Origin of the sequence: Acinetobacter sp. CFCC 10889, assembly GCF_003268395.1 — a bacterium.
Classification (GTDB): domain Bacteria; phylum Pseudomonadota; class Gammaproteobacteria; order Pseudomonadales; family Moraxellaceae; genus Acinetobacter.
The window spans coordinates 72739-97065 of sequence record NZ_LQXQ01000011.1; the positions used below are offsets into that span (position 1 = coordinate 72739).

At 37.1% G+C, this 24327-nt stretch carries 20 protein-coding genes and 1 tRNA gene; 14 read left to right on the plus strand and 7 right to left on the minus strand.

The features are described 5' to 3' along the window. Together AVJ19_RS05900 and AVJ19_RS05905 are read left to right on the plus strand one after the other, a co-directional pair. Entirely contained in the window at positions 1–435 is a 435-nt protein-coding gene (locus tag AVJ19_RS05900) for an excinuclease (protein WP_111858845.1), read from the plus strand. A 42-nt stretch (positions 436–477) separates the two neighbouring features. Continuing rightward, a complete protein-coding gene (locus AVJ19_RS05905; RefSeq protein ID WP_111858846.1) occupies positions 478–1131 on the plus strand; it encodes a 4'-phosphopantetheinyl transferase family protein in 654 nt (217 codons plus the stop codon). A 64-nt stretch (positions 1132–1195) separates the two neighbouring features. Here AVJ19_RS05905 and secF read toward each other — a convergent pair whose 3' ends face one another. From secF to tgt, 4 genes are all read right to left on the minus strand, one after another. Then, positions 1196–2179 carry a protein translocase subunit SecF gene (gene secF / locus AVJ19_RS05910; protein WP_111858847.1) on the minus strand — a complete coding sequence of 328 codons (984 nt, stop codon included), beginning with the start codon at positions 2177–2179 and terminating at the stop codon, positions 1196–1198. 7 nt (positions 2180–2186) lie between these two features. Next, positions 2187–4085: a protein translocase subunit SecD gene (secD, locus tag AVJ19_RS05915; RefSeq protein WP_111858848.1), complete on the minus strand. Its 1899-nt coding sequence runs from the start codon at positions 4083–4085 to the stop codon at positions 2187–2189. Between the two features lie 53 nt (positions 4086–4138). Next, the gene (gene yajC / locus AVJ19_RS05920) at positions 4139–4468 is read right to left on the minus strand and encodes a preprotein translocase subunit YajC (RefSeq protein WP_111858849.1); all 330 of its coding nucleotides are present in this window, start codon (positions 4466–4468) and stop codon (positions 4139–4141) included. Positions 4469–4594: 126 nt separating this feature from the next. Continuing rightward, a complete protein-coding gene (tgt, locus tag AVJ19_RS05925; RefSeq protein ID WP_111858850.1) occupies positions 4595–5728 on the minus strand; it encodes a tRNA guanosine(34) transglycosylase Tgt in 1134 nt (377 codons plus the stop codon). A 393-nt stretch (positions 5729–6121) separates the two neighbouring features. On the opposite strand from tgt, the gene AVJ19_RS05930 reads away from it, so the two are divergent. Beyond that, positions 6122–6802, plus strand: a complete 681-nt coding sequence (locus AVJ19_RS05930; RefSeq protein WP_111858851.1) for a DUF1566 domain-containing protein — start codon at positions 6122–6124, stop codon at positions 6800–6802. Positions 6803–7243: 441 nt separating this feature from the next. Here the strand turns inward: AVJ19_RS05930 and AVJ19_RS05935 are convergent. Further along, positions 7244–7330, minus strand: a tRNA-Leu gene (locus AVJ19_RS05935). A gap of 173 nt (positions 7331–7503) precedes the next feature. On the opposite strand from AVJ19_RS05935, the gene queA reads away from it, so the two are divergent. After that, positions 7504–8541 carry a tRNA preQ1(34) S-adenosylmethionine ribosyltransferase-isomerase QueA gene (gene queA / locus AVJ19_RS05940; protein ID WP_111858852.1) on the plus strand — a complete coding sequence of 346 codons (1038 nt, stop codon included), beginning with the start codon at positions 7504–7506 and terminating at the stop codon, positions 8539–8541. Positions 8542–8621: 80 nt separating this feature from the next. Here queA and AVJ19_RS05945 read toward each other — a convergent pair whose 3' ends face one another. Continuing rightward, positions 8622–10856 carry an NADP-dependent isocitrate dehydrogenase gene (locus AVJ19_RS05945; RefSeq protein ID WP_111858853.1) on the minus strand — a complete coding sequence of 745 codons (2235 nt, stop codon included), beginning with the start codon at positions 10854–10856 and terminating at the stop codon, positions 8622–8624. Positions 10857–11810: 954 nt separating this feature from the next. On the opposite strand from AVJ19_RS05945, the gene AVJ19_RS05950 reads away from it, so the two are divergent. The 8 genes from AVJ19_RS05950 to AVJ19_RS05985 all read left to right on the plus strand — a co-directional run bounded on the left by AVJ19_RS05950 (position 11811) and on the right by AVJ19_RS05985 (position 21785). Continuing rightward, the gene (locus tag AVJ19_RS05950; protein ID WP_111858854.1) at positions 11811–13112 is read left to right on the plus strand and encodes a sensor histidine kinase; all 1302 of its coding nucleotides are present in this window, start codon (positions 11811–11813) and stop codon (positions 13110–13112) included. Positions 13113–13257: 145 nt separating this feature from the next. Then, positions 13258–16008, plus strand: coding sequence for a bifunctional [glutamate--ammonia ligase]-adenylyl-L-tyrosine phosphorylase/[glutamate--ammonia-ligase] adenylyltransferase (gene glnE, locus AVJ19_RS05955; protein ID WP_111858855.1), 2751 nt, complete (start codon positions 13258–13260; stop codon positions 16006–16008). Positions 16009–16039: 31 nt separating this feature from the next. Next, the gene (locus AVJ19_RS05960; RefSeq protein WP_111858856.1) at positions 16040–16966 is read left to right on the plus strand and encodes a branched-chain amino acid transaminase; all 927 of its coding nucleotides are present in this window, start codon (positions 16040–16042) and stop codon (positions 16964–16966) included. A gap of 341 nt (positions 16967–17307) precedes the next feature. Continuing rightward, the gene (locus tag AVJ19_RS05965) at positions 17308–18147 is read left to right on the plus strand and encodes an ELM1/GtrOC1 family putative glycosyltransferase (RefSeq protein WP_111858857.1); all 840 of its coding nucleotides are present in this window, start codon (positions 17308–17310) and stop codon (positions 18145–18147) included. Positions 18148–18197: 50 nt separating this feature from the next. Further along, a complete protein-coding gene (locus AVJ19_RS05970) occupies positions 18198–19226 on the plus strand; it encodes a glycosyltransferase (RefSeq protein WP_111858858.1) in 1029 nt (342 codons plus the stop codon). Then, entirely contained in the window at positions 19223–19978 is a 756-nt protein-coding gene (locus tag AVJ19_RS05975; protein WP_213067196.1) for a polysaccharide deacetylase family protein, read from the plus strand. The genes AVJ19_RS05970 and AVJ19_RS05975 overlap by 4 nt, the downstream gene beginning before the upstream one ends. After that, complete coding sequence (locus AVJ19_RS05980) at positions 19975–20748, plus strand: glycosyltransferase family 2 protein (RefSeq protein ID WP_111858860.1); 774 nt, start codon at positions 19975–19977, stop codon at positions 20746–20748. The genes AVJ19_RS05975 and AVJ19_RS05980 overlap by 4 nt, the downstream gene beginning before the upstream one ends. Continuing rightward, positions 20745–21785: a glycosyltransferase gene (locus AVJ19_RS05985; RefSeq protein WP_111858861.1), complete on the plus strand. Its 1041-nt coding sequence runs from the start codon at positions 20745–20747 to the stop codon at positions 21783–21785. Before AVJ19_RS05980 ends, AVJ19_RS05985 begins: the two co-directional genes overlap by 4 nt. Here AVJ19_RS05985 and AVJ19_RS05990 read toward each other — a convergent pair whose 3' ends face one another. Continuing rightward, complete coding sequence (locus tag AVJ19_RS05990) at positions 21786–22673, minus strand: hypothetical protein (RefSeq protein ID WP_111858869.1); 888 nt, start codon at positions 22671–22673, stop codon at positions 21786–21788. Positions 22674–22909: 236 nt separating this feature from the next. Between AVJ19_RS05990 and AVJ19_RS05995 the strand changes: the two genes are divergently transcribed. Together AVJ19_RS05995 and AVJ19_RS06000 are read left to right on the plus strand one after the other, a co-directional pair. Continuing rightward, on the plus strand, positions 22910–23923 hold the full coding sequence (locus AVJ19_RS05995; protein ID WP_111858862.1) for a glycosyltransferase: 1014 nt from the start codon (positions 22910–22912) through the stop codon (positions 23921–23923). A 216-nt stretch (positions 23924–24139) separates the two neighbouring features. Next, positions 24140–24327: IS1 family transposase (locus AVJ19_RS06000; RefSeq protein WP_162626544.1), on the plus strand; the 188-nt coding region annotated here is incomplete at its 3' end.

Consider the following 24327-nt stretch of genomic DNA (forward strand, 5'->3'; position numbering starts at 1 on the left):
ATGTCTATTAAAAATATCTGTATGGCTTTAACTTTGGGCATCAGTGGTGTTGCTTCTGTGCAAGCGGCTGATTCTATGAACCAATTCAATTTCCAAGAGGCAGTTGCACGTGCAGTTGCTGATGGTGCTTTAGACGGTTCTGTAAAATTTTATTTGGCGGGTACGAAGTCTGGTGGTCAGGTTTTACAGAAAGGCTTAGTGACCAATAAAAAAACCAATGGTTTTGGTAAATCAGCAGAAACAGCATGTGATCATGTATTGCGTTCAGCATTGATCCAGTTCCAAAATACAGCAAAATCTCGTGGTGCGAATGCAGTTACGAATTTGGTGAGTTTCTATAAGTCAAATGAAACACGTAGTACAACAACATATGACTGTGCAAAAGGTACAGCAGTTGCAGGTGTGGCATTAAAAGGTGATATTACAAAATTCTAAGTTGAGTTTTGTAGATGATATTTGAGTGAAACAATTGAGCCAATGAAAAAAAGAACAATACAGATCCATGTTCAAGCATTGGCTCAATTTATCCATTTACCAAAGGCAGATTTTGCAAATTTGCCTGCCTATAATCATTATAAAAAAAATACGATTTATCAGCAGCGTAATCAGTATTTGTCTGCATTTTTACAGCATGATATTGCAGATCAAGACATTCTTAGAACCGAATTTGGTAAACCATATTTAGCCCATTTTACAAAAATTGCATTTAACCATTCTCATAGTCAGCAACATTATGCTTTGGCAATTTCAGAGCAGGTGCAAGATATTGGTGTGGATCTTGAAGATTTAGAGCGTAAAGTACGTTTTGAGGCTTTGGCAAAGCATGCTTTTCATCCGCAAGAATATCAAACATGGCAAGAATTAGATGCTGATCCAGAGTATTGGTTTAAGGTTTGGACAACTAAAGAGGCTGTGTTAAAAGCATCAGGTTTGGGAATTCGTTTAAGTTTGAATGAGTTAAATACTTATGTTCATCCACTTGAAAATGGAGGAATATGTTCTCATCCTTTAATTGGTGTGTTTGCTTACCAAAATTATCGTTTAGCACATTGTATGTTAACCATTGCATGGCGTTCAGAGCATTCGTGTAAAGGCTTCGCTTTCCCAGATATTCAAATCATTCAGCATTAACAATTGATGGATTTTTAGATATAAAAAAGCTCATCCAAAGATGAGCTATTTTAAAATGAGGATATTAATGTGGAATTTGTTCTTCATCTTCAAATTCAGGTTTAACCTGAACAATAAAGTCCTGACGGTTTAGACCACGCCATAAAGCGAATGCTGTACCGATATAAATCGAAGAATATGTACCCACAAATACACCGATACACATTGCCACAGAGAACCATTTCAAACCATCACCGCCTAAGAACATCATGGCAAGTACCACGAGTAATAGTGTCATAGAGGTGTGAATGGTACGGCGTAACGTTTCAGTCAATGCGGAGTTAACCACTTCAAGTGGGCTCGCACCACGGATCTTACGGAAATTTTCACGGATACGGTCAGACACAACGATGTTATCGTTGAGTGAGAAACCGATTAATGCAAGAATGGCAGCCAACACTGTTAAGTCAAATGGCCATTGCATCATCGCAAAAATCCCGACAGTCACGATCACATCGTGCAGTAAAGAAAGTACTGCACCCACTGCAAGTTTAAACTCAAAGCGAATTGTGACATAGACCAACATCAGTAACATTGCTAATGCAACAGCACCAGCAGAGCGGATATACAGTTCATTACCGACTTGCCCGCCGACAGAGTCAACTTTATGAACTTTTGCTGGATTGTCTGGGAGTTGAACTGCTTTGGTTAATGCATTATTTAAGTCTTCAACATCAATATCTTGTACAGGCATACGTACAATTAAATCTTTGTTTGTACCTAAAGTTTGCACAACTGCATCTTTAAAGCCAGCTTTATCTAATGTACGGATGACTTCCTCAGGTTTTGCTTCACGTTGATAGTTTAATTCAGCAGAAACCCCACCTGTGAAATCTAAACCAAGATTTAGACCTTTGGTGACAATAAAGAACAAACTTGCAATGGTCAAAATGATGGAAAGGATTGCCGCAGGTTTGGCAATCTTCATAAAGTTTATGATTTTTTCATCATCAGGACGACCATACTTTTTGGTTGTAGGCACTTCTGGTTGAGTCACATCAGTCATCATAGATCTCCTATATGCTCAACTTTTTCAAGTTGCGTTTTTTACCATAAATGATTTGTACGATACCACGTGTTACTGTAATCGCAGTAAACATTGAGCAGACGATACCAATCATCAAGGTGACAGCAAAGCCTTTAATCGGACCTGTACCAATCGCAAACAAGATAAAAGCAACCAAGAATGTGGTTAAGTTCGAGTCAAAAATGGTGTTATATGCTCGATCATAACCTGCCACAATCGCCTGTTTAGGGGAGGCACCCCAACGCATTTCTTCCCGTATTCGTTCACAGATCAGTACGTTGGCATCGACTGCCATACCAATTGTGATGACGATCCCTGCAATACCCGGTAGAGTTAGAGAAGCACCGATCCACGACATAATGGTGAGGAGCATAGCAAGGTTAATTACGAGTGCTAAATCAGCAATAATACCAAACACACGGAAGAACACGACCATCCAGATTGCTACAAGAATGAAGCCAACTTGGGTAGACAGTACACCTTTATCAATATTTTCTTGCCCAAGACTTGGACCAACCACACGTTCTTCAACAAAGTACATTGGTGCAGCGAGTGCACCTGCACGTAACATCAAGGCAAGTTCTGCTGCTTCTTGTGGAGAATCTAAACCTGTAATACGGAACTGTGCGCCAAGTACAGCTTGAATGGTTGCTGCATTGATCACCACTGATTCTGTATATGGTGTACGTACTTCCGTTTGTACCCCAGTTGTTGGGTCTGTAATAAATTCAATTTTTTGTTTATTTTCAATAAACAATACCGCCATACGTTTGCCAACAGCATTACGTGTTGCATCTGCCATGAGCTTACCGCCAGCGTTGTCCAAAGTAATATTTACTTCTGCACCGCCAGTATCTTGGCTAAATCCACTTGAGGCATTTTGAACACGTTCACCTGTTAAGATACGGTTACGATTCAAAAGTAATTGTTTACCACTTTCTAAAGACTCGTAAGCAAATAATTCTGTGCCTGGCGGAATAGGTTGACCATTCGATTGACCATTTGGAATGACATATTGATCATTTAAATCAGACACTAAACGAAATTCTAAGTTTGCTGTACGACCCAGTACACGTTTTGCCTCAGCAGTATCTTGAACACCTGGTAACTCAACCACGATACGATTACTACCTTGACTTTGTACCAAGGCTTCAGCTACACCTAACTCATTAATACGGTTACGTAAAGTTGTTAAGTTCTGATCTAAAGCATAAGACTGAATCTCTTGCTTAGTCGTATCATTATAAGTGAGTTTTAAGGTAGAACCTGTTTCTGTTGCAAGAGCTTGTTGGGTGTACTTATTACCATTACTACGTAGAAAATCCATTGCAGCAGCACGATCATCATTATTTGCAAATAGCAAAGTAATCGTGTTGTTATTCAACGATAAACTATTGAATTTAATTTTTTGTTCACGCAAGTCACGACGCAAATCAGTTGCAGATGTTTCCATACGTTGTGCAATTGCTTTGTCCATATCTACTTCAAGTAAGAAATGAACACCACCACGCAAGTCAAGCCCCAGTTTCATTGGTTTTGCACCAATTTTCTGTAGCCATTCTGGTGTGGTTGGCGCAAGGTTCAGCGCAACAACATATTCGTCACCTAAATTTTTACGCAAAGCTTCTTGGGCTTTGAGCTGGGCATCAGATGAACTCACACGCAACAATGCGGCATTGTTGGTAAAGGTATTGTCATGAGTGGCAATATTGTCACTCTTTAATATTTGCTCTGCTTTTTGTATGACAGATTGATCAATCTGCGTACCAGCCTTGGCACCAGAGATCTGAACAGCAGGTTCATCAGGATACAAACTTGGCAGGGCATATAATGTACTGATCACAAGGACAACAAGGATCAGTAAATATTTCCATGCAGGGTAACGCATTCGCTTTCTTCTTAAAATTAAAAAGTCGTGCGAGGTGCACGACTACTTTTTGATTAAAGGTTATTTAATGTGCCTTCAGGAAGTACTGAAATAACACTTGCACGTTGTATTTTTACTTCATTACCACGATTAAGTTCAATTACTGCAAAGTCACCGTCAATTTTTGTCACACGACCCATTAAGCCACCTGCAAAAACCACTTCACTACCGACACCTAAGCTTTCAATCAGTGCACGATGTTCTTTCGCACGTTTTGCTTGAGGACGCCAAATGAGGAAATAGAAAATTGCAACAAACACAGCAATCATCAATAAATTAGCCATCATGCTTGGACCTTGTGCAGGTGCATCAGCTGCATGAGCAGCAGAAATAAATAAACTCATTTTAGTTTCCTAAAGTTAAATAACGGGTGTCAAAAACATGACATTTAAATTGACTTGTTCTGCAATTTACATGGTCTTGTGGCTCAGCGCAAATCCTGATGAATGAAAAGTACACCATCTTTAGGATTATTCATCGACTGGGCAAGGCGGAACTTCTAAACCACGACGTTGATAGAAATCAGTGACAAATTCATCAAAAGTATCATTGTCTAGAGCATCACGAATATCTTGAGTAAAACGTTGGTAATAACGCAAGTTATGAATCGTACCAAGCATTGAACCTAACATTTCGCCACATTTTTCTAAATGGAATAAATAGGCACGCGTAAAGTTTTTACAGGTATAACAATCACAATGCGGATCAAGTGGACTTTGATCATGACGATATTTGGCATTACGAATACGCACTAAACCATCCGTCACAAAATAATGACCATTACGTGCGTTACGGGTTGGCATCACACAGTCAAACATATCGACACCACGGCGAATCGCTTCAACAATGTCTTCAGGTTTGCCCACACCCATCAAGTAACGAGGTTTATCTTCTGGCATTTTTGCAGGCAGATAATCCAAAACCTTGATCATTTCTTCTTTTGGTTCACCTACAGATAAGCCACCAATGGCGAAACCATCAAAATCAATTTCTTTTAAGCCATTTAAAGACTCATCACGTAAATCTTCATACATGCCACCTTGGATAATTCCAAACAACGCATTTTTATTTTTGAGTACGTCGTGGTGATGGGTTTTACAACGTTTCGCCCAACGTAAAGAAAGCTGCAAAGATTTTTGTGCTTCTTCGTGCGTTGCAGGATAAGGCGTACATTCATCAAAAATCATCACGATATCTGAGTTCAATGTTTTTTGGATTTCCATTGAAATTTCAGGTGATAAAAATACTTTTGAACCATCAATCGGAGAACGGAAAGTAACCCCTTCTTCTTTGATTTTACGCATCGCACCCAAGCTAAATACTTGGAAGCCGCCTGAGTCTGTTAAAATAGGTTTGTCCCATTTAATAAACTCATGTAAACCACCATGTTCTTGAACCACTTCAAGACCTGGACGTAAATATAAATGGAAAGTATTACCTAAAATAATTTGTGCTTGAATTTCTTCAATATCACGCGGCAACATACCTTTGACTGTACCGTAAGTACCTACAGGCATGAACACAGGTGTTTCTACTACACCATGTTCTAAGGTTAAACGACCACGACGGGCACGCCCCGACTGACCTAATTTTTCAAACTTCATAAATGACCTAAATCTGGCGAAAAAACAGTTCGCTGATTGATTGCTGCAAAGGTGGTTATTTTCCCATGTTTTTATGGTGAATTGCTAGTCATGTTAAAGACTAAATGTGAATTGAAAATGAAAGCTGTGTTGGAATATTTTCATTGATAAGTTTTTAATATAAATCATGATCGGGTACTTATGTGGCTACGCATTTTCCGAAGTAAGCACTACGTTTTGACGAATGAAATCTTATGAAGAAATTTAAGGGGCAATCCTAAATTAAAATTAGTTCTATTCAGTATTTTGTATGTTGCGATTGTTCTAGTCTTCATCAAAATCTTTGTTTAAAATTTCTTCATGCTTAACAAAGAGCAAATCAATAGCTAAACATGGAATTGAATGGGGAAAATGATGGATTTCTTATCTCAACAGTTGCTTTATTTAACAAAAAATAAATTTTCTAAATATTTCAGTGTAGTAATAACTTTATTAATAGCTCCAATTCAGGGTTTTGCAGAAACTGATCAGCAACTTATGGCTGCTGGGCAATGGCGTGATCCTGTTACTAAATTAATTTGGATGCGCTGTTCGATTGGACAATCATGGTCAGGTTCTACATGTACAGGTGATCCACTTATATTTCATGATTCTGAAGATGCTCAAAATGCGATCAAAAAACTCAATACTGCAGGTGGCTTTGCGGATAAAACCAATTGGCGTTTACCTCAAATTAAAGAATTGGTCACTATTCGTAAATGTAGTCATGGTTGGAGAAAAATAGGAGATATTAATTTACCAGAACGAGAGCGACGAAATTTTGGTGAAGATCATGAACTAGAAATGAAAAAAATACCAAAAGGAGGGGAGGTACCAACAAATTGTATGGATCATTCAACTGCGCCAACCTTAGATACGCATATTTTTCCTAATACGCCAGCTAATGGCAAATATTGGTCCAGTTCTTTTTCATGGCAACCAATTGGTTATCAATATAAAGCATGGCATGTAGACTTTAGCTTTGGTTTTGTTGCACGTACAATTAATTATACGGATTATCAAGGTCTTGCTCGAGCAGTACGCAATGATCAATAAACTAAAAACTTCAAAAGCTTAATTAATCCAAATTGCGGAAATACATAAAGCGTAGATTCAACACCGAAGTACAACACTTTGGGGTGTAGTTGAGAAATGAGTTTGGAGTCTAAAAAGATTTCACGCTCCATTTCTTGCGCCCAATGCTGAATCTCAATCTTGGTTTTCTTAACCTTGCTTTTTCGTTGACCGTAGGCTTCCAGATCTCCACGCCAACTACCATTTTTATTTTTATAAATGGATAAACTTTATAAAGCTATCAATCCCAATAACTTAGATCTACAAAACACACATAAAAAAAGTGTGTAAAAAATGTGTAAATGCATACCCTAAATTACTCTTAAATATCTCAAAAAAAACCAAACCCCAGACATGAAAAAACCCCGAAGCCTTTATGTAGCAAGGCTTCGGGGTCTTTAGAATTTGTTCAACCTAAGTTGATGGTCCCGAGGGTCGGACTCGAACCGACACGTCATCGCTGACAGTGGATTTTGAGTCCACCGCGTCTACCAATTTCACCACCTCGGGAGAGGTTGTGTGGCTATAATAGCGTTTTTCAGATCATTGTCAATCAAGATATTTCACATTTGTTTATTTTTAATTCAGATGTGATTTTTTTGGACTAAAAAGCAGCAATTTCTGCGATAAAGTATAAAAAAGACTATACTACACCGAGTTTTATTTCCTAAATTTTTTGTTTTATGCAACTTTCTGATTTTAATTTTGATCTTCCCGATGAGCTGATTGCTCGTTATCCACTTGAAACTCGTAGTGCATCACGTCTCTTACATTTAACTGCGGATGGCTCATACCAAGATCATCATTTCACGGACATTTTAGATCTGTTCGATGAAGGTGACTTAATGGTGTTAAATGACACCAAGGTGATGAAAGCACGCTTGAAAGGCAAACGTGCAACAGGTGGCGCAGTTGAAGTTTTAGTTGAACGTATTTTCGATCAAACTATTGCACATTGTCATATTAAAGCCAGTAACTCGCCGAAAGCAGGTGCTGAATTATTCATTGGTCCCGATGAAGTAAAAGTCACGGTCACAGGTCGTCATGAAAATCTATTTGTAGTTGAGTTTTCCCAGCCGATCTTGCAAGTGCTAGATGCTTATGGTCAGTTACCGATTCCACCTTATTTTAATCGTGAAGCCGAAGCGATTGACACTGAACGTTATCAAACCGTTTTTAATGATCCAACCAAGTTGGCATCTGTTGCAGCACCAACAGCGAGTTTGCATTTCGATGAAGACCTTTTGGCAAAACTTGCACAAAAAGGAGTCAATAAAACCTTTGTGACTTTACATGTGGGGGCGGGGACTTTCTTGCCTGTACGTACAACTGATATTGAAAATCACATCATGCACAGTGAATGGTGTGAAGTATCGGAAGAAGCGGCAAAACTGATTCAGGAAACGCAAGCTCGTGGCAATAAAGTGATTGCCATAGGTACAACAGCAACCCGTGCGGTTGAAAGTGCTGCTCAAGCTTGTGGTGGTAAAATTGGTGCATGGACGGGTGATACACAGATTTTTATTTATCCAGGTTATCAGTTCTGTGTCGTGGATCGTTTGATTACCAATTTTCATTTACCTGAATCAACTTTATTAATGTTGGTTTCAGCATTGTCAAATAAGGAAAATATTCTTAAAGCTTACCAACATGCTGTTACGAATAAGTACCGTTTCTTTAGTTATGGTGATGCGATGTTGATTGAAAAGACTATAGTTTAAGTAAGTTTTGGATTTACACATAAAAAAACGATGCATGAGCATCGTTTTTTATTACACTGAAAAATCAGTGATGACTTTAATTATTGAGCTGCTTCAAGTGCTGCATTTAAAGTTGCACTTGGACGCATTACTGCATCAACTTTTGCAGTATCAACAGCATAGTAACCACCGATATCTACAGCATTACCTTGAACAGCTGAAAGTTCTGCAAGAATCTTATCTTCGTTTTCGTCTAATGCTTTCGCAAGTGGCGCAAACTTCGCTTTAAGATCAGCGTCTTCATCTTGTGCAGCAAGCGCATCAGCCCAATATTTTGCAAGATAATAATGACTGCCACGGTTATCCAACTCACCTGTACGGCGTGATGGTGACTTATCATTATCAAGTAATAAATCTGTCGCTTGGTCTAAAGTTTTCGCAAGAAGTTTTGCTTTTGCATTATCTTCTTTGATGCCCATTTCTTCCAAAGAAGCAGCAAGCGCCAAGAACTCACCTAAAGAATCCCAACGTAAGTGGTTTTCTTCAACAAGTTGCTGTACGTGTTTAGGCGCAGAACCACCAGCACCAGTTTCGTACATACCACCGCCCGCCATTAACGGAACGATAGACAACATTTTCGCAGAAGTACCTAATTCCATGATTGGGAACAAGTCTGTTAAATAGTCACGTAAAATGTTACCCGTTACAGAAATGGTATCCAAGCCACGCGCTACACGTTCAAGTGTATAACGCATTGCACGTACTTGAGACATGATTTGAATGTCTAAACCAGCAGTGTCATGCTCTTTCAAGTATTTTTGTACTTTCTTGATCAATTCATTTTCGTGTGGACGGTACGGGTCAAGCCAGAAGATTGCTGGCATGCCAGAGTTACGTGCACGCGTTACAGCAAGTTTCACCCAGTCGCGGATCGGTGCGTCTTTCACCTGACACATACGCCAGATATCGCCTTCTTCCACGTTTTGTGACATTAACACTTCACCAGTTTCTAAGTCAGTGATGTTCGCAACACCCGCAGCAGAAACTTCGAAAGTTTTGTCATGTGAACCGTATTCTTCAGCTTTTTGCGCCATCAAACCAACGTTAGGTACAGTACCCATGGTACGTGGATCGAAGTTACCATTCCATTTACAGAAATTGATCATTTCTTGGTAAATACGTGCGAATGTAGACTCAGGCATCACTGCTTTACAGTCGTAAGGTTTGCCGTCAGCACCCCACATTTTACCACCACCACGGATCATTGCTGGCATAGAAGCATCTACAATCACGTCGTTTGGTGAATGGAAGTTAGTGATACCTTTAGCAGAGTCAACCATCGCTAATGCAGGACGGTGTTCTTGGCAAGCGTGTAAATCTTCGATGATTTCTTCACGTAAAGACGTCGGTAAAGTTGCGATCTTTTCATAAAGACCTGCCATACCATTGTTTACGTTAATGCCGAGTTCGTCGAACAATTTACCATGTTTTTCAAAAGCTTCTTTGTAGTAAATTTTCACACAGTGACCAAATACGATCGGGTGTGAAACTTTCATCATCGTTGCTTTAACGTGTAAAGAGAACAAAATGCCCGCTTCTTTACAATCATCTAATTCTTTTTCATAGAAGTCGCAAAGTGCTTTTTTGCTCATGAACATTGAATCAATCACTTCGCCATCTTGAAGCGCAACTTTTGGCTTAAGTACGATGGTTTCGCCAGCAGTTGTGATCAATTCCATTTTCACGTTACGCGCACGATCAAGTGTCATTGATTTTTCGCCATGGTAGAAGTCACCTTCGTCCATGTGTGAAACGTGAGTTTGTGACCACTGTTTCCATTCACCCATAGAGTGTGGGTGTTTTTTTGCATAGTTTTTAACAGCAGCAGGTGCACGACGGTCAGAGTTACCTTCACGTAATACAGGGTTTACAGCAGAGCCTAAGCATTTGCCATAACGTGCTTTAATTTCTTTCTCTTCATCAGTGGTTGGATTTTCTGGATAATCAGGAATCGCATAACCTTTCGATTGAAGTTCTTTGATACATGCTGTTAATTGCGCAACAGATGCACTGATATTTGGAAGTTTAATGATATTTGTATCAGGATCTTGAGTAAGACGACCTAATTCTGCAAGGTTATTATTAACCTTTTGCTCATCGTTTAGATAGTCTGTAAATTCTGCAAGCACACGTGCAGCAACAGAGATGTCGGTTTTAACGATCTCTACGCCAGCGGGCTTAGTAAAGGTCTCAATGATCGGCAGCAGTGAATAAGTCGCCAATAACGGCGCCTCATCGGTCAGTGTGTAAATGATAGTTGACTTTCCACCAGCCATATATAGCCCCTTGCTTTGGATTATGTTTTTGAGGACTAAACTTGTGGTTCAGTCCCTACGAACCGATTTGCTTAAATAAAAACATTGAAAGTATCAATGTTCATTGCATTACAGTCAATGTAAGATCTAGTGATAACGACATTTCGCTAGGAAATGATGCTAGGTTTGCATGACTGCTTCATGACGAGATCTGTCATATCCGTTGTAAATCTGAAAATACCTTCAGTTTCCATATCTATGCGACAAAACACATAACAATTTATGCAGGATGAATTTGGGTTTGAATGTGAGTGAATTGTAACAGCGTAGTATTTCTTATTTTTATATTACGACAATCACTTGCACATTTAACACCAAGTGTGTTCTGACTGAAGAATACACAACCTGTCAATATTTGCAAATCTATAACTTGGCGACATGATAACAGAATTTGTTTACACATGCTGAATTAAGCTTGCAGTAATGCTGTCCAATCATCGGACAAAATAGAGAAAAAATGCATGTAGGATCATCCATTCTTAAAAAAGGGCAAATAACATATCAGGTATCATTGTGATTAGAATTAAATATATTGATAAAAAGTGGGTTGATTTTTTAAATAGGTATTTGATATTTTTTTGTAATACATATTTATGATTCATCTTTTATAAAAATATTTTTCACATCTTTATTTTTTGGGTTTCAAGGATGATATTTTAAAAACATACATAAATGTAAGTAAATATACGGCATTTAAATAAAATACAGAGTTTAGCCTTATATATCCTGCTATTTAGGGCTGATTTTATGTCTATTGGCTTAAAAAACGATGATTTTGAATAATGATTCAAATTTGGAAATGTTATAGATAAATGGCTATATTATTCTATAAATATTGTTGATATATTAAAACTGTGACATCTTGTAAATAAATATTGATCATACATTCTTTTTATTCATCCTCATGAGGCAACCATGGCATTAAAACTCTTAGAAATGAGTGAGGCTGATAAGCTAAGTGCTTGTAAGCTCTCTTTATTGTTGGGTGTAAATAGCTCGGATAATAAAATTGAACGTTATATGCGTGTGGCTCGCGGTATATTAAATGTGCAAAAAGCCATTTTTTATTTTCATGATGAGCCGTATGCTTGGTATACCGAATCATTGTATGATTTCCGATTTTTCCAAATTGAACATAAAAATAAAAACTTGATGTCTTATTTTGAACAAGATTTGCTGATTACGCCTTATCATCGTAATTATCAGGCTTTTTCACAGCATATTCGCAATTTAAATGTGCCACATCAACGTGCTTTTGGGCTGAATTTTAAATATAGTGATACTGGTCAGTCTTTTGGACAAGTGATTTTTTTTGATGATGCAGAGGGTGATTTAAACGCAGATAAAATTAGTTTATTGGATGAATTAAGCTCTGGTTTGGTCACGATTTTAGAAAAGAGAACAGAATCAGAAAATTATTTAGAGCTTTATGAACAAGAGCGTGCACTCAATTTTAGTAAAACTAAATTTTTCCAAATCATCGCACATGACTTACGTGCACCATTTCATGGTTTGATTGGTTTTTCTGAGGTTTTAGCCAAAGAACAAGAAACTTTAGATGCGGACAGTATTCAAAATATTTCTGAATATTTATATGACACTGCGATGTCAACCTATACTTTATTGGAGAATTTGCTGAATTGGGCAATGGCAGAAGGGGGACGTTTTGTCTATCACCCGATTAATTTTAATTTAAAACAGTCCACAAAGATTGTCTATGATGTGCTCAATATGTTGGCAGTACGAAAAAATATTCAATTAATTGATGAAGTTCCTGATCAGATCAAAGTCTATGCTGACATTAACATGGTCACTTCGATTATCCAAAATTTGGTGTCAAATGCATTAAAATTCACACATATTGATGGATCAGGTAAAGTCATTATTTCTGCACAAGAAAGTCAACATGGTATTGAAATTTCGATTCGTGATACAGGGATGGGCATGTCAGAGCAGCAAATGCAGAAGATTTTTGAACCTGAAATTAATGCCAGTTTTAAAGGTACATCAGGTGAGCGAGGAACAGGTTTAGGTCTAGTTTTGTGTAAGCGTTTTGTGGACTTAAATCAAGGGCTAATTTCTGTGAGTTCAAGGATCGGGGATGGCACCACATTTAAAGTATTATTACCAAAAGCAAAGCATAGTCATCAAGCTTTAGTTATTGATAGTCTAGATAAAAAATCATCATTAGAACAAGAGTGTATTAAATCTCAATAACTGAGTTTGAGCACCCAAATTAAGTATTCGTAATCTACTGGTCATTTGCCTGACAGCACAGAAAAATTGCTTTTAAAATCTGCCTGTATTGGTGATAACCTGTTATAAAGAGTAAGGTGAATTAAAAAGTATAGGCTCTTTCCTCATGAACGCTGAGCAATTGCAAAAAACCTTACGTGCAAGTCAGTATGCAGAACAAGTATTAAGTTTACATCAGAATTTTTTAGAACAAGATTATGCTGTTGATCAGTTTCAGTGTTCACTTTCAACGGAAAAAATTCAGCAATATTTACATGAAAATTTAATGGATCTTACTGACGAACTGCAATGGATGAAAGCCATTCGAGTGTTACGTGCACGCTTAATGTTTCGTTGGATTTGGCAAGATGCCAATCAGTTGACCAATGTGGTGACATTGACACGAGAATTATCTGATTTTGCTGATGCCTGTATTAATGCTGCTAAGAACTTTGCTCGTATTCCTCTAATTGCAAAGTACGGTGAACCTGTCAGTTATTCAGGGAAAGTACAAGATTTGATTGTGATCGCGATGGGGAAATTGGGCGCTCAAGAACTGAACTTATCTAGTGATATTGATCTGATTTTTGCTTTTGATGAGCAAGGTGAGACCAATGGGCGTAAGTGTATAGATGTGCAGCAGTTTTGTATTTTATGGGGACAAAAGCTGATTTATTTACTCGAGCATATTACCGCAGATGGTTTTGTGTTTCGTGTGGATATGCGTCTGCGTCCATGGGGGGATGGTTCTGCTTTGGCAATTAGCCATGTCGCTTTAGAGAAATATTTGAGTCAGCATGGACGTGAATGGGAACGTTATGCGTGGATCAAAGCACGTATCGTCTCTGGTGGCAAAGAGGGTGATGATTTATTGGATATGACACGACCTTTCGTGTTTCGTAAATATGTTGATTACACTGCTTTTGAAGCCATGCGTGATATGAAAGCCATGATTGAAAGAGAAGTGGCACGTCGTAATATTTCTGATGACATTAAGCTCGGTGCAGGTGGTATTCGTGAAGTTGAGTTTATTGTTCAAGTCTTTCAGTTGATTTATGGTGGCTCAAAATTAGAATTACAAGATCGTCAATGTTTAGTGAGTTTACAGCACCTTGGAGAAGTCGGTTTACTTGATGCACAAGCGGTGCTTGATTTAGAAGATGCTTACTTATTTTTACGCCGTTTAGAGCATGCAATTCAAGCACTTAATGATCAACAAACTCAGTCTTTACCCACTGAACCAGAATTAAGACAGCGTATTATTGACACGCTTGGCTTTGAAAGTTGGCAGCAATTTATCGATGTTTTAAATGAAAAGCGCAGTAAAGTCATTTACCAATTTGAGCATTTAATTAAAGAAAAAGGCTATGACTCACCGGCAGAAAGTTTTAGCCAGCTTGAACAACAATTAGAAGATGTGTTGGATGAAAATGCCAAAAATTTAATCCATGAATTTTGGTATGGACATGCGATTAAGAAACTTCCTGCCAAAGCTGTGCAACGTTTAAAAGAGTTTTGGCCACATTTGATCGAAGCTGTACTTCAGTCGGATAGTCCGCAAGTGGCATTGATGCGTTTGATGCCTTTGGTTGAGTCAGTAATGCGCCGTACTGTGTATTTGGTGATGTTGATTGAAAGCAAAGGTGCATTACAGCGTTTAGTCAAAATGGCGACTGTAAGCCCATGGATTTGTGAAGAATTGACCCATTACCCAGTGCTTTTGGATGAATTTTTGTCGATGGATTTCGAGTTGCCAAAACGTAAAGACTTGGAAGATTCACTCCGTCAGCAACTATTACGCATCGAGATTGATCAAGTTGAAGATCAAATGCGAGTATTGCGTTTATTTAAAAAATCCAATGTACTCACTGTTGCAGCCAGTGATGTTTTGGCTGAAAGCCCACTCATGAAAGTCTCGGATGCATTGACTGACATTGCAGAAGTTTCAGTGATTGCAACATTAAATTTAGCTTATCAAATGGTCGCTAAACGGCATGGTTATCCGCTAGATGCTGATGGGCAACGCTGTTCATTGGATCATATTGCATTTACTGTGATTGGTTATGGTAAGGTGGGTGGAATTGAGCTCGGCTATGGTTCTGATTTAGATCTCGTTTTTATTCATTATATGGATGAGCAGGCAGATACAGATGGACAAAAAGCCATTAGTGGTTTTGAGTTTGCCATGCGTGTAGCACAGAAATTTATGTCGCTGATGACCACACAAACTTTGGATGGTCGTGTTTATGAAATCGACACACGTTTACGTCCATCAGGTGAGGCAGGTTTGTTGGTCACAAGTTTAAAAGCTTTTGAACAATATCAACTAAAAAGTGCATGGGTATGGGAACATCAAGCCATTGTTCGTGCACGTTCAATTGCAGGTGAATCTTCATTGCGGACTAAGTTTGAAGAATTACGCTGTCGTATTTTAACTTTGCCACGTGAAGAAGAAATGGTGCGTCAAGAAGTATTAAAAATGCGCCAAAAAATGAAAGATCATCTAGGTTCTTCAAAAGAACAGAAAAAAGATGGAATTTTTCATTTAAAACAGGATGCAGGTGGTATCGTTGACATTGAATTTATGGCACAGTATGCAGTACTCGCATGGAGTGGGACGAATAAAGATCTCGCCCATTTTTCCGATAATGTGCGAATTCTTGAAGATGCTGCAAAAGCAGGCTGCTTATCCAGTGAAGATGCCTCAGCATTAATCCAAGCTTATCTGCGTGAACGAGCCGAGAGCCACCGTCTAGCCCTTGCAAATCATAATATGCAAGTGAGTGCTACGGATTGGCACGATACCAGAGAGATCGTTTGCAAGTTATGGCAAAGACTAATTGATCCAACTGCGATTTTCGCATTGGAAAGTGAATAATTGTGTAAAAAGAATATATTGGAGTTGTGTCATGAATTTGGCTGATCGTGATGGTTTTATTTGGCAAGATGGACAAATGGTGGATTGGCGTGAAGCAAAAGTCCACGTCTTAACGCATACGCTACATTATAGTATGGGTGTGTTTGAAGGCGTCCGAGCTTATGAAACACCAAATGGTACCGCGATTTTCCGTCTCCAAGATCATACAAAACGTTTGTTAAATTCTGCAAAAATTTATCAAATGAAAGTCCCATTTGATCAAGCGACACTTGAACAAGCTCAAATTGATGTGGTACGTGAAAATAAATTGGCATCTTGCTATTTACGTCCAATCATTTTCATTGGTTCGGAAAAACTCGGTATTGCTGCAACAGATAACACCATTCATGCCACTGTAGCGGCATGGAGCTGGGGTGCTTATCTTGGTGATGACGCAATGGCGAAAGGCATTCGTGTAAAAACGTCTTCATTTACCCATCATCACCCGAATGTGACGATGTGTAAGGCAAAAGCGGCAGGTAACTATACTTTGTCTATTCTTGCACACCAAGAAGTTGCTCAAGCAGGTTATGACGAAGCAATGTTAATGGACCCACAAGGTTATGTATGCCAAGGTTCAGGCGAAAACGTATTCTTGGTGAAAGATGGTGTATTGCATACGCCTGATATCGCAGGCGGTGCGTTGGATGGTATTACCCGTCAAACCATTATGACCATTGCTAAAGATTTGGGTATTGAAGTAGTTGAACGCCGTATTACTCGTGATGAATTCTACATCGGTGATGAAGCATTCTTTACAGGAACTGCTGCTGAAGTGACACCAATCCGTGAATATGATGACCGAGAAATTGGTTCAGGTACTCGTGGTCCGATCACTGAAAAAATCCAAAAAGCATTCTTTGATGCTGTTCAGGGTAAAGACCCTAAATATGCACATTGGTTGACTTATGTTAAATAAGTTGATCAGTTAAGATAAAAGGCGGAACATTATGTTTCGCCTTTTTTATTAGACCTCTTGCGAAAGTTATTTTCAGCGAGATCTAAATCAATATTGAATGTTCCCTCTCCTTTCAGGATGAGAAACATCGTTTCGCAAGAGGGAGAGGTTTTCTATTTAAAAGCCCCCTCATCCTCTTGCGGAGTTACCTCCTCATCCCTGAGCCATATATGGCGCAAGAGAAGGAACTCCCAATATTCTTTTGGATATGTTTTTAATCTAAAATTTGAACATTTTTTGACTTACGCAAGAGGTCTATTGTTTATTTTCAATTTTTTTTGAATGTTTGTAAGGATGTTGAGATGCATATCGTCTATGTCAGTGATGGAAAAGCAGGGCATCGTTCACAGGCGATGGGGCTGTTTAAAGCCATGCAAAGACAGTCATTACAGCAGGTGACTTTTGAAGAAATTTCAATTGAAACATTGCCTATTTTTCCTTTGCTGATGGGGATATTCAAAAAGGATATTTCACAACTGAAGCAAGCACCTGATTATATTTTTGGTGTGGGCAGTCATACCCAATTACGTGTTTTACTATTGGGAAAAATATATCAAAATGCCAAAACTGTGATTTTGATGAAACCCAATTTTCCATTTTCATGGTTTGATTATGCTGTGATTCCTGAGCATGATGAGGTGCAAGCATCGGAGCATGTTATTGTGACGCAAGGTGCATTGAATCCGATTGTGAATGAGCAGCGACATCAGCAAAATCGGATTTTAATTACGCTTGGTGGCTCATCTAAACGACATCAGTGGAATGCTGGAAAAGTATTGCAAAATATTGAAAGTATTGTACAAGATAATCCTCATGCTGAGATTATTCTGACCACGTCACGTCGTACTCCAAATGAATTTTTAGCGCAGTTGCAGCAGTATGATTTTGCAGAAAAATTGCAGATTTTCCCTGTAGAGCAAACACCACAAGGATGGATCTTTGAGGAAATGCAAAAAGCCGAAGCAGTGTGGGTGACAGAAGACAGCGTTTCGATGATTTATGAAGCATTAACCGCAGGTTGTCGAGTGGGGGTGATCATGATTGATCGTTTAAAATCTGATAGAATTACGAGGGTATTGGATCAGTTGATTTCTTCGAATAATTTTGATCAGCAAATGATCATTTATTTAATTCAGAACTGAACGAAGCAACTCGAGTTGCTCAAGTGTTATTGAAAACATAGAGTTTTTTCATGAAAATTTTACACATTGCAAATTTTGGCTTTAATAAACAAGGTGCTCATTTTTATTGTACAGACCGTAAAATTTCATCAGGTCTAATTGAAAATGGGCATTTTGTATATGATTTTAGTTTTCGTGATATGGCGCGAATGGGGACTATATTTAAGACTAAAAAACTAGGTGCAAGTTGGGCAAATAAAGAAATTTTAAAAATTGTTCATAATATTGAACCTGATTTAGTCTTAATTGGACATAGTGACTTAATGAGTCCTATGGTGCTCCAGAATATTAAGCAATTATTTCCAAAAACGAAGATTGCATTTTGGTATGTTGATCCTTTGTACTTGGAGCAAAAATTAGGTTTTATACGTGAGTTTTCTCCTTATTTAGATGCAATATTTTGTACGACAGGTGGAGAATATTTACAGAAATTAAAACAACCACATTTAAAAGTCGCTTATATGCCAAATGTAGGACATCGAAATGTTGAGGTCTTAAAGCAGTTTGAGTCTGAAAATATTGATAAAGATTTTATTTTCTGTGGTGTTGTATATAAAGAGCCAGTACGTGAAAAGTTCTTAAAAGACTTAGCTGATACTTTACAGAATAACCAAGTTAAATATCAGTATTATGGTTGTTTTGATCAAGCAGGTGTTTATGGTAAAGGCTATTATAAAGTGTTGTCAGAGGCGAGAATGGGATTAAATTATTCTCGTAAAAATGATGTGACTTTATATAGTTCAGATCGTATTGTGCAATTAACAGGAAATGGGTTATTGACATTCAGCCCACGTATTCCTGATTTTGAAAAATTATATACCGAGCAAGAGATCATTTATTTTGATGATCAAAATGATTTAGCATACAAAATTAAATATTATGCCGATCATTTGATTGAAGCGAAACAAATTGCTGAAGCTGGGTGGAATAAAACACGCCATAGTTTTAATGCGAAACGTATTAGTCAATTTATGTTGGAAGTTACGTTTGATCAACTACTTTCGGAAGTATATGAATGGGCAGATGAGGTGTATACATAATGTGGTTTTTTTACATGATCTTAGGGTTCTCCATCTTTGCAAGTGTATTATATTTTATGGGGAATTACACCTTTTGGCTGCCATTGCGTAGTGCAAAACTACCTCGTGTGATTATGTTCCATCAAGTGACGCCCTATGCTGAATCATCAGGTATGAATATGCCACCTGAAAAATTTGAGCAATTACTACAATACTTGTTGAAAAAAAATGCAATATTTTGTTTTGTGTCTGAACTTGATCAATATCAAGGGCAAAGTAATGTATTTGCATTATCATTTGATGATGGCTTTTTAGATAATTACCAATTTGCTTATCCATTAATCAAAAAATATAAAGCGAAAGCAACGATTTATCTTGCGACTCAAATCGAAGGGATTGAAAAGTTAGATTCTAAACAAATTCAAGAAATGGCGGAGTCGGGCATAATTGAATTTGGTGCACACACACAGCACCATGTGAATTTATTAAAATTGAGTGATGATGAAGCCTATCGTGAAATGCAGGCATCAAAACAAGATGTTGAAGCACTTGTTGGTTGTTGCCCAAGCTTTGCTTACCCATTTGGGCGTTTTACTGAAAAGCATCAGCATATGGCGAAGGAAATTGGTTTTAAAAATGCAGTTTCTACACGTAAAAAAGTTGAAGCATATACGCCTGATAATCAGTTTAATTTACCCCGTGTCAGTACACATGGTGCAATGAATGCTTTGCAAATGCGTATTGCTTTAGCAAAAGGACGTTATAAATTATGATTCCTTGTAGTGTTTATATTGTGACCTTGAACTGTGGCGCATGGCTTAAGGATACTTTAAAAAGTGTGCAAGATTTTTCAGAAGTGATTATCTTAGATTCGGGAAGTACAGATGATACTTATCAAATTGCCAAATCCTTTGCGAATGTCACGATTTCACATCAAGATTGGCAAGGCTATGCAGGGCAAAAAAGCTTAGCATTGGCTAAGTGCCAAAATGAGTGGGTATTAAATCTTGATGGTGATGAAGTTTTATCACCTGAGTTGAAAGCTGAAATATCACAAACAATTCAAGATAGCCAAATTGATGCTTTAATTACACCGATTAATGATGTTTTTCTTGGTGTTGCGAATAGTAAGCATACAAAAAAACATGCCAAAATTCGTTTTTTTCGTAAGAGCAAAGGACATTATGACCTTGAAAATAAAGTCCATGAAAATGTAATTGTGGATGGGCAAAGCATTCGTGCTGATGGGGATATTTATCATTATGGTGAATCGAGTATTTTCGTTAAAGTTGAAAAAAATAATCAATATTCAAATTTAAAAGCAATCGAAAAATTTCAAAAGGGTAAAAAACCAAGTCTGTTAAAGTTGAGTTTAGTGATGCCAATGACTTTCTTAAAGTCTTACTTTATTCGACGCAGTTTTTTAAATGGTTGGCGTGGTTTTGTAAATAGCATGATTAATGCATTTTATGCTTTTTTGAAAGAAGCAAAATTATTCGAACAATATCAAAATGCAGCCAAGAAAAAACAGGATCAATCATGAAAGTTGTGCAAGTATTAGCGACAAGTGGTGGTGTGGGAGGCTTGGAGCAGCATACTTTTAGTCTTGTCAATGAAATGGCATTACAACATGAAGTACATATCTTAGCGCATCTATGTTATGCAGATAAATTTACTTCAAATGTACATTTTCATGCAGTAAATTTTGCACGTAGTCGTTGGAATATATTTTTATTATGGCAACTCAAAAATATCATTAATCAAATTCAGCCCGATATCGTGCATGCACAAGCAGGAAAAGCGGCTGAATTGGTTTCAAAAATACATCGCTGTTTAAAACCTGTAAAATTTGTGACCACCATTCACGGAACTAAAAAAAATAAAGCCATTTATGCATCAGGAGATGCGGTGATTGCAGTGAGTCAGGCGTTAACGGAAGGTATTCCAAGCGACAAAGTTCATGTGATTTATAATGGTGTACATACACAGAAAACACTTTCTGAAGTACAAAAAACACAATTAAAAACGGAAATTTATGGTCAATTTTCCAACTTAGATGCGACCAAAAAAATAGTGATGTGCATTGGTCGGCTAGAACCTGTAAAAAATATCAGTGTATTGATCAAAGCCATGCAAGGTATAGATGCAAATCTTTGGATCATAGGTGATGGATCATTAAGAAAAGACTTAGAGTTACAAGTAGCTCAGCAAAATATGCAAAACCGAGTGGCATTTTGGGGCTTTAGAATGGATGCGCGAGATTTAATACAACTCGCTGATATCGTTGCACTTTCATCTGATCGAGAAGGATTTCCATTGGTAATGGTTGAAGCATTACAATCTGATAAAGTAATGGCATCAACCAAAGTGAATGGTGTTGTTGAGTGGTTGCCTGACATGTATCTGGCAAATATTGGTGATGTTGACGGTTTACAAAAAGCGATTCAATCTGCTTTAGAGCAAACGGCAATTGATGATTTTCAACCATTGTTTACCAAAGCCAAAGCGGAGTTAACGGTTACAGCTATGACTCAGCAAACATTGGAAATCTATCAGCATTTACTGAATGCACATGAATAGTCATTGTTTTTTATTGGATAAGCGAATGGCATCCAAAACAATAAAATTATTTTCAGCATTAATCGTATGGCAGCCATCATCCTCCGTATTCCATTCAGGTAAAATAACTTCTAAAAGTTGTTCTTTATAGGAGGTTGGACTTAGTTCTAAAATTTCTTTAAGCTCGATATTTCCACCATATCGTTTAAGAGAATCTTGGCTTGGACGAACTAATTTTCCATTGTAAATAAATGGTTTACCAGCCATGCGGAATTGTTGATGACCTTTGCATACAGGATTTTGAGGATGCTCTTGCCAATGAGGATCTAAAATATTTTCAGTGAAGAATACATCTAAGCGATCGCCAAACTTTTTGCAATTTCTGCGTGTTGAAGTAAACAAATACCATACACCTTGATGATAAAATGGTGTGCTATCCACTGCTTCGATATTTTCTAAAATGTCGGAATGTTTTTGCCATTTTAAGGGGAAGTCTACAGATTGCCAAAGCTCAACGGTTTTGTTGGCACTTGTTTCGGGGATCATGTACCAGCCGTTTTCAACGTTGAATACACATGGGTAAGAAAGGTGATTATCCAATTTTAGAATGGTTTGTGGTTTAGTGTAAGAGCCATCTTTAAATACTTCTAGGACTGATAAAAACCCGACTGGATGAACATCATCAACCTCTTCAAAAAAAATGAAATGACGATCATTCTCAAAAGCATAAAAACAATCGGCAAATGTAAACTTTTGAAGAGAATGAATTTCAAATAAATTTTTAAGTTGATCTTGCTGTTTCAATGGTTTATCAAGCCAGCCAAAGCGCATATACCAATGTGAATTGAATTTTTTCGCCTGTTGTTTTTGTTGGAATTTATACCATTTTTTTAAAATTGTACGCATCATGTCACTAAGTAAAAACATAAGACTATGTATCTGATTCTATATTCGGTATTATATTGTCTAAGACAATATTGGTCTATATCTATAATTATTTATACATAGATTTTTATCCTGTCGCAGGTTATGTAAAGTACATAACTTCAGTAATTATATTTCTTCTCGCTTGAGTCATTTGGGTACTTTTGCATAAGTTCTATTTTTAATATTTTTTGTTATATCATTGCTTTAGGAATAAAAAAGTGAAAATTGTTCATACTTTACATTGGATTCAATTTGCTGGCACAGAAAAAGTATGTGTGGATTTATGCAATGAGATGAGTAAAGAACATCAAGTTTATCTTTTAAGTAATGAAAAAGTCCGCCCTTATTTAAATGACCAAGTGCAATTAATAGATTTTGACTTTGAAAAAAATCGTTATAATCCACTGTTTTTGTATCAAACAGCACAACTACTTAAAGAGATTTCTCCAGATATTATTCATTGTCACAACACTAAAGAATTAGAGATAATGAAATATACTCAAATATTTTTGAGCAAAAAAATACCTATCGTTGGAACTCGACATAATCCTATATTGAAAAAGAAATTTGCATATGCAGATTTAGGTATAGCGGTTTCACCAGAGACTTTGGATTATACCAATGCTAAAAAAAATATATTAATTACAAATGGGGTTAAATATCAGTCACCATCAGATTTAAATTTTCAGAACAACTTTAATATTATTGCTGTTGGAAGGTTGGCAAAAGTTAAAGGATTTGATGTACTAATTAGAGCATTAAATGAGGTAAATTTTAATTTTAAAGTGAGAATTATTGGTGAGGGAGAACTAAAAGAAGAATTACAGCAACTTATTACTACGCTTAAATTGGAAAATAAAATTGAGTTGGTCGGTTTTGTCAGCAATGTAAATGATTATTTATATAGTTCAGATTTACAAATTATTTCTTCTCATGAAGAGGGTTTATCGCTCGCTTTAATCGAAGGAATATTTTATGGTAAAGCTATTGTAGCGAGTGATATTGCGAACCATAAGGCATTACTTGGAGAACGACTAGTATTTGATATTGAAAATGTAGACAACATCAAATTATTGGCTGAAAAATTAAATGAAATTTATACACATTATGATGAGATTGTAGAGTTATTTAATGATGTAAAAGCTAAAAAGGATAACTTTAGTATTGAAAAAATGACAACCAGTTATTTAGATGCATACCAAGATTTGATTGAGAAAAATAAGGCTGTTTAATATATTTTGAATGTGCTTAAAAAACATACTGACTATATTTCATCTACCACATCAATATTATAAAATTTTGAAAATATAGTGAATTTAGTTTCTATATTTTCAATTTTTTTATTGACAGACTTGAGTGGTATACTTTTTGAAACACCACCAAAAATAGGTAGTATACCAAAAAGTATGCTGAAAGAAAGACAGGTAAGAATTTGATACTATAGGGAAATGCAAATAACTCTACAAATCAAATGTCCTACCTGCCTGAGTGACAGTATAAAGAAAAATGGTATAAAAGTGTATGGTAAGCAAAATTACCAATGCAAAATATGCAAACGTCAATTTATCGGTGACCATGCACTAAGTTACCAAGGCTGTCACTCAGGGATCAAAAGCAAAATACTACATCTGATGGT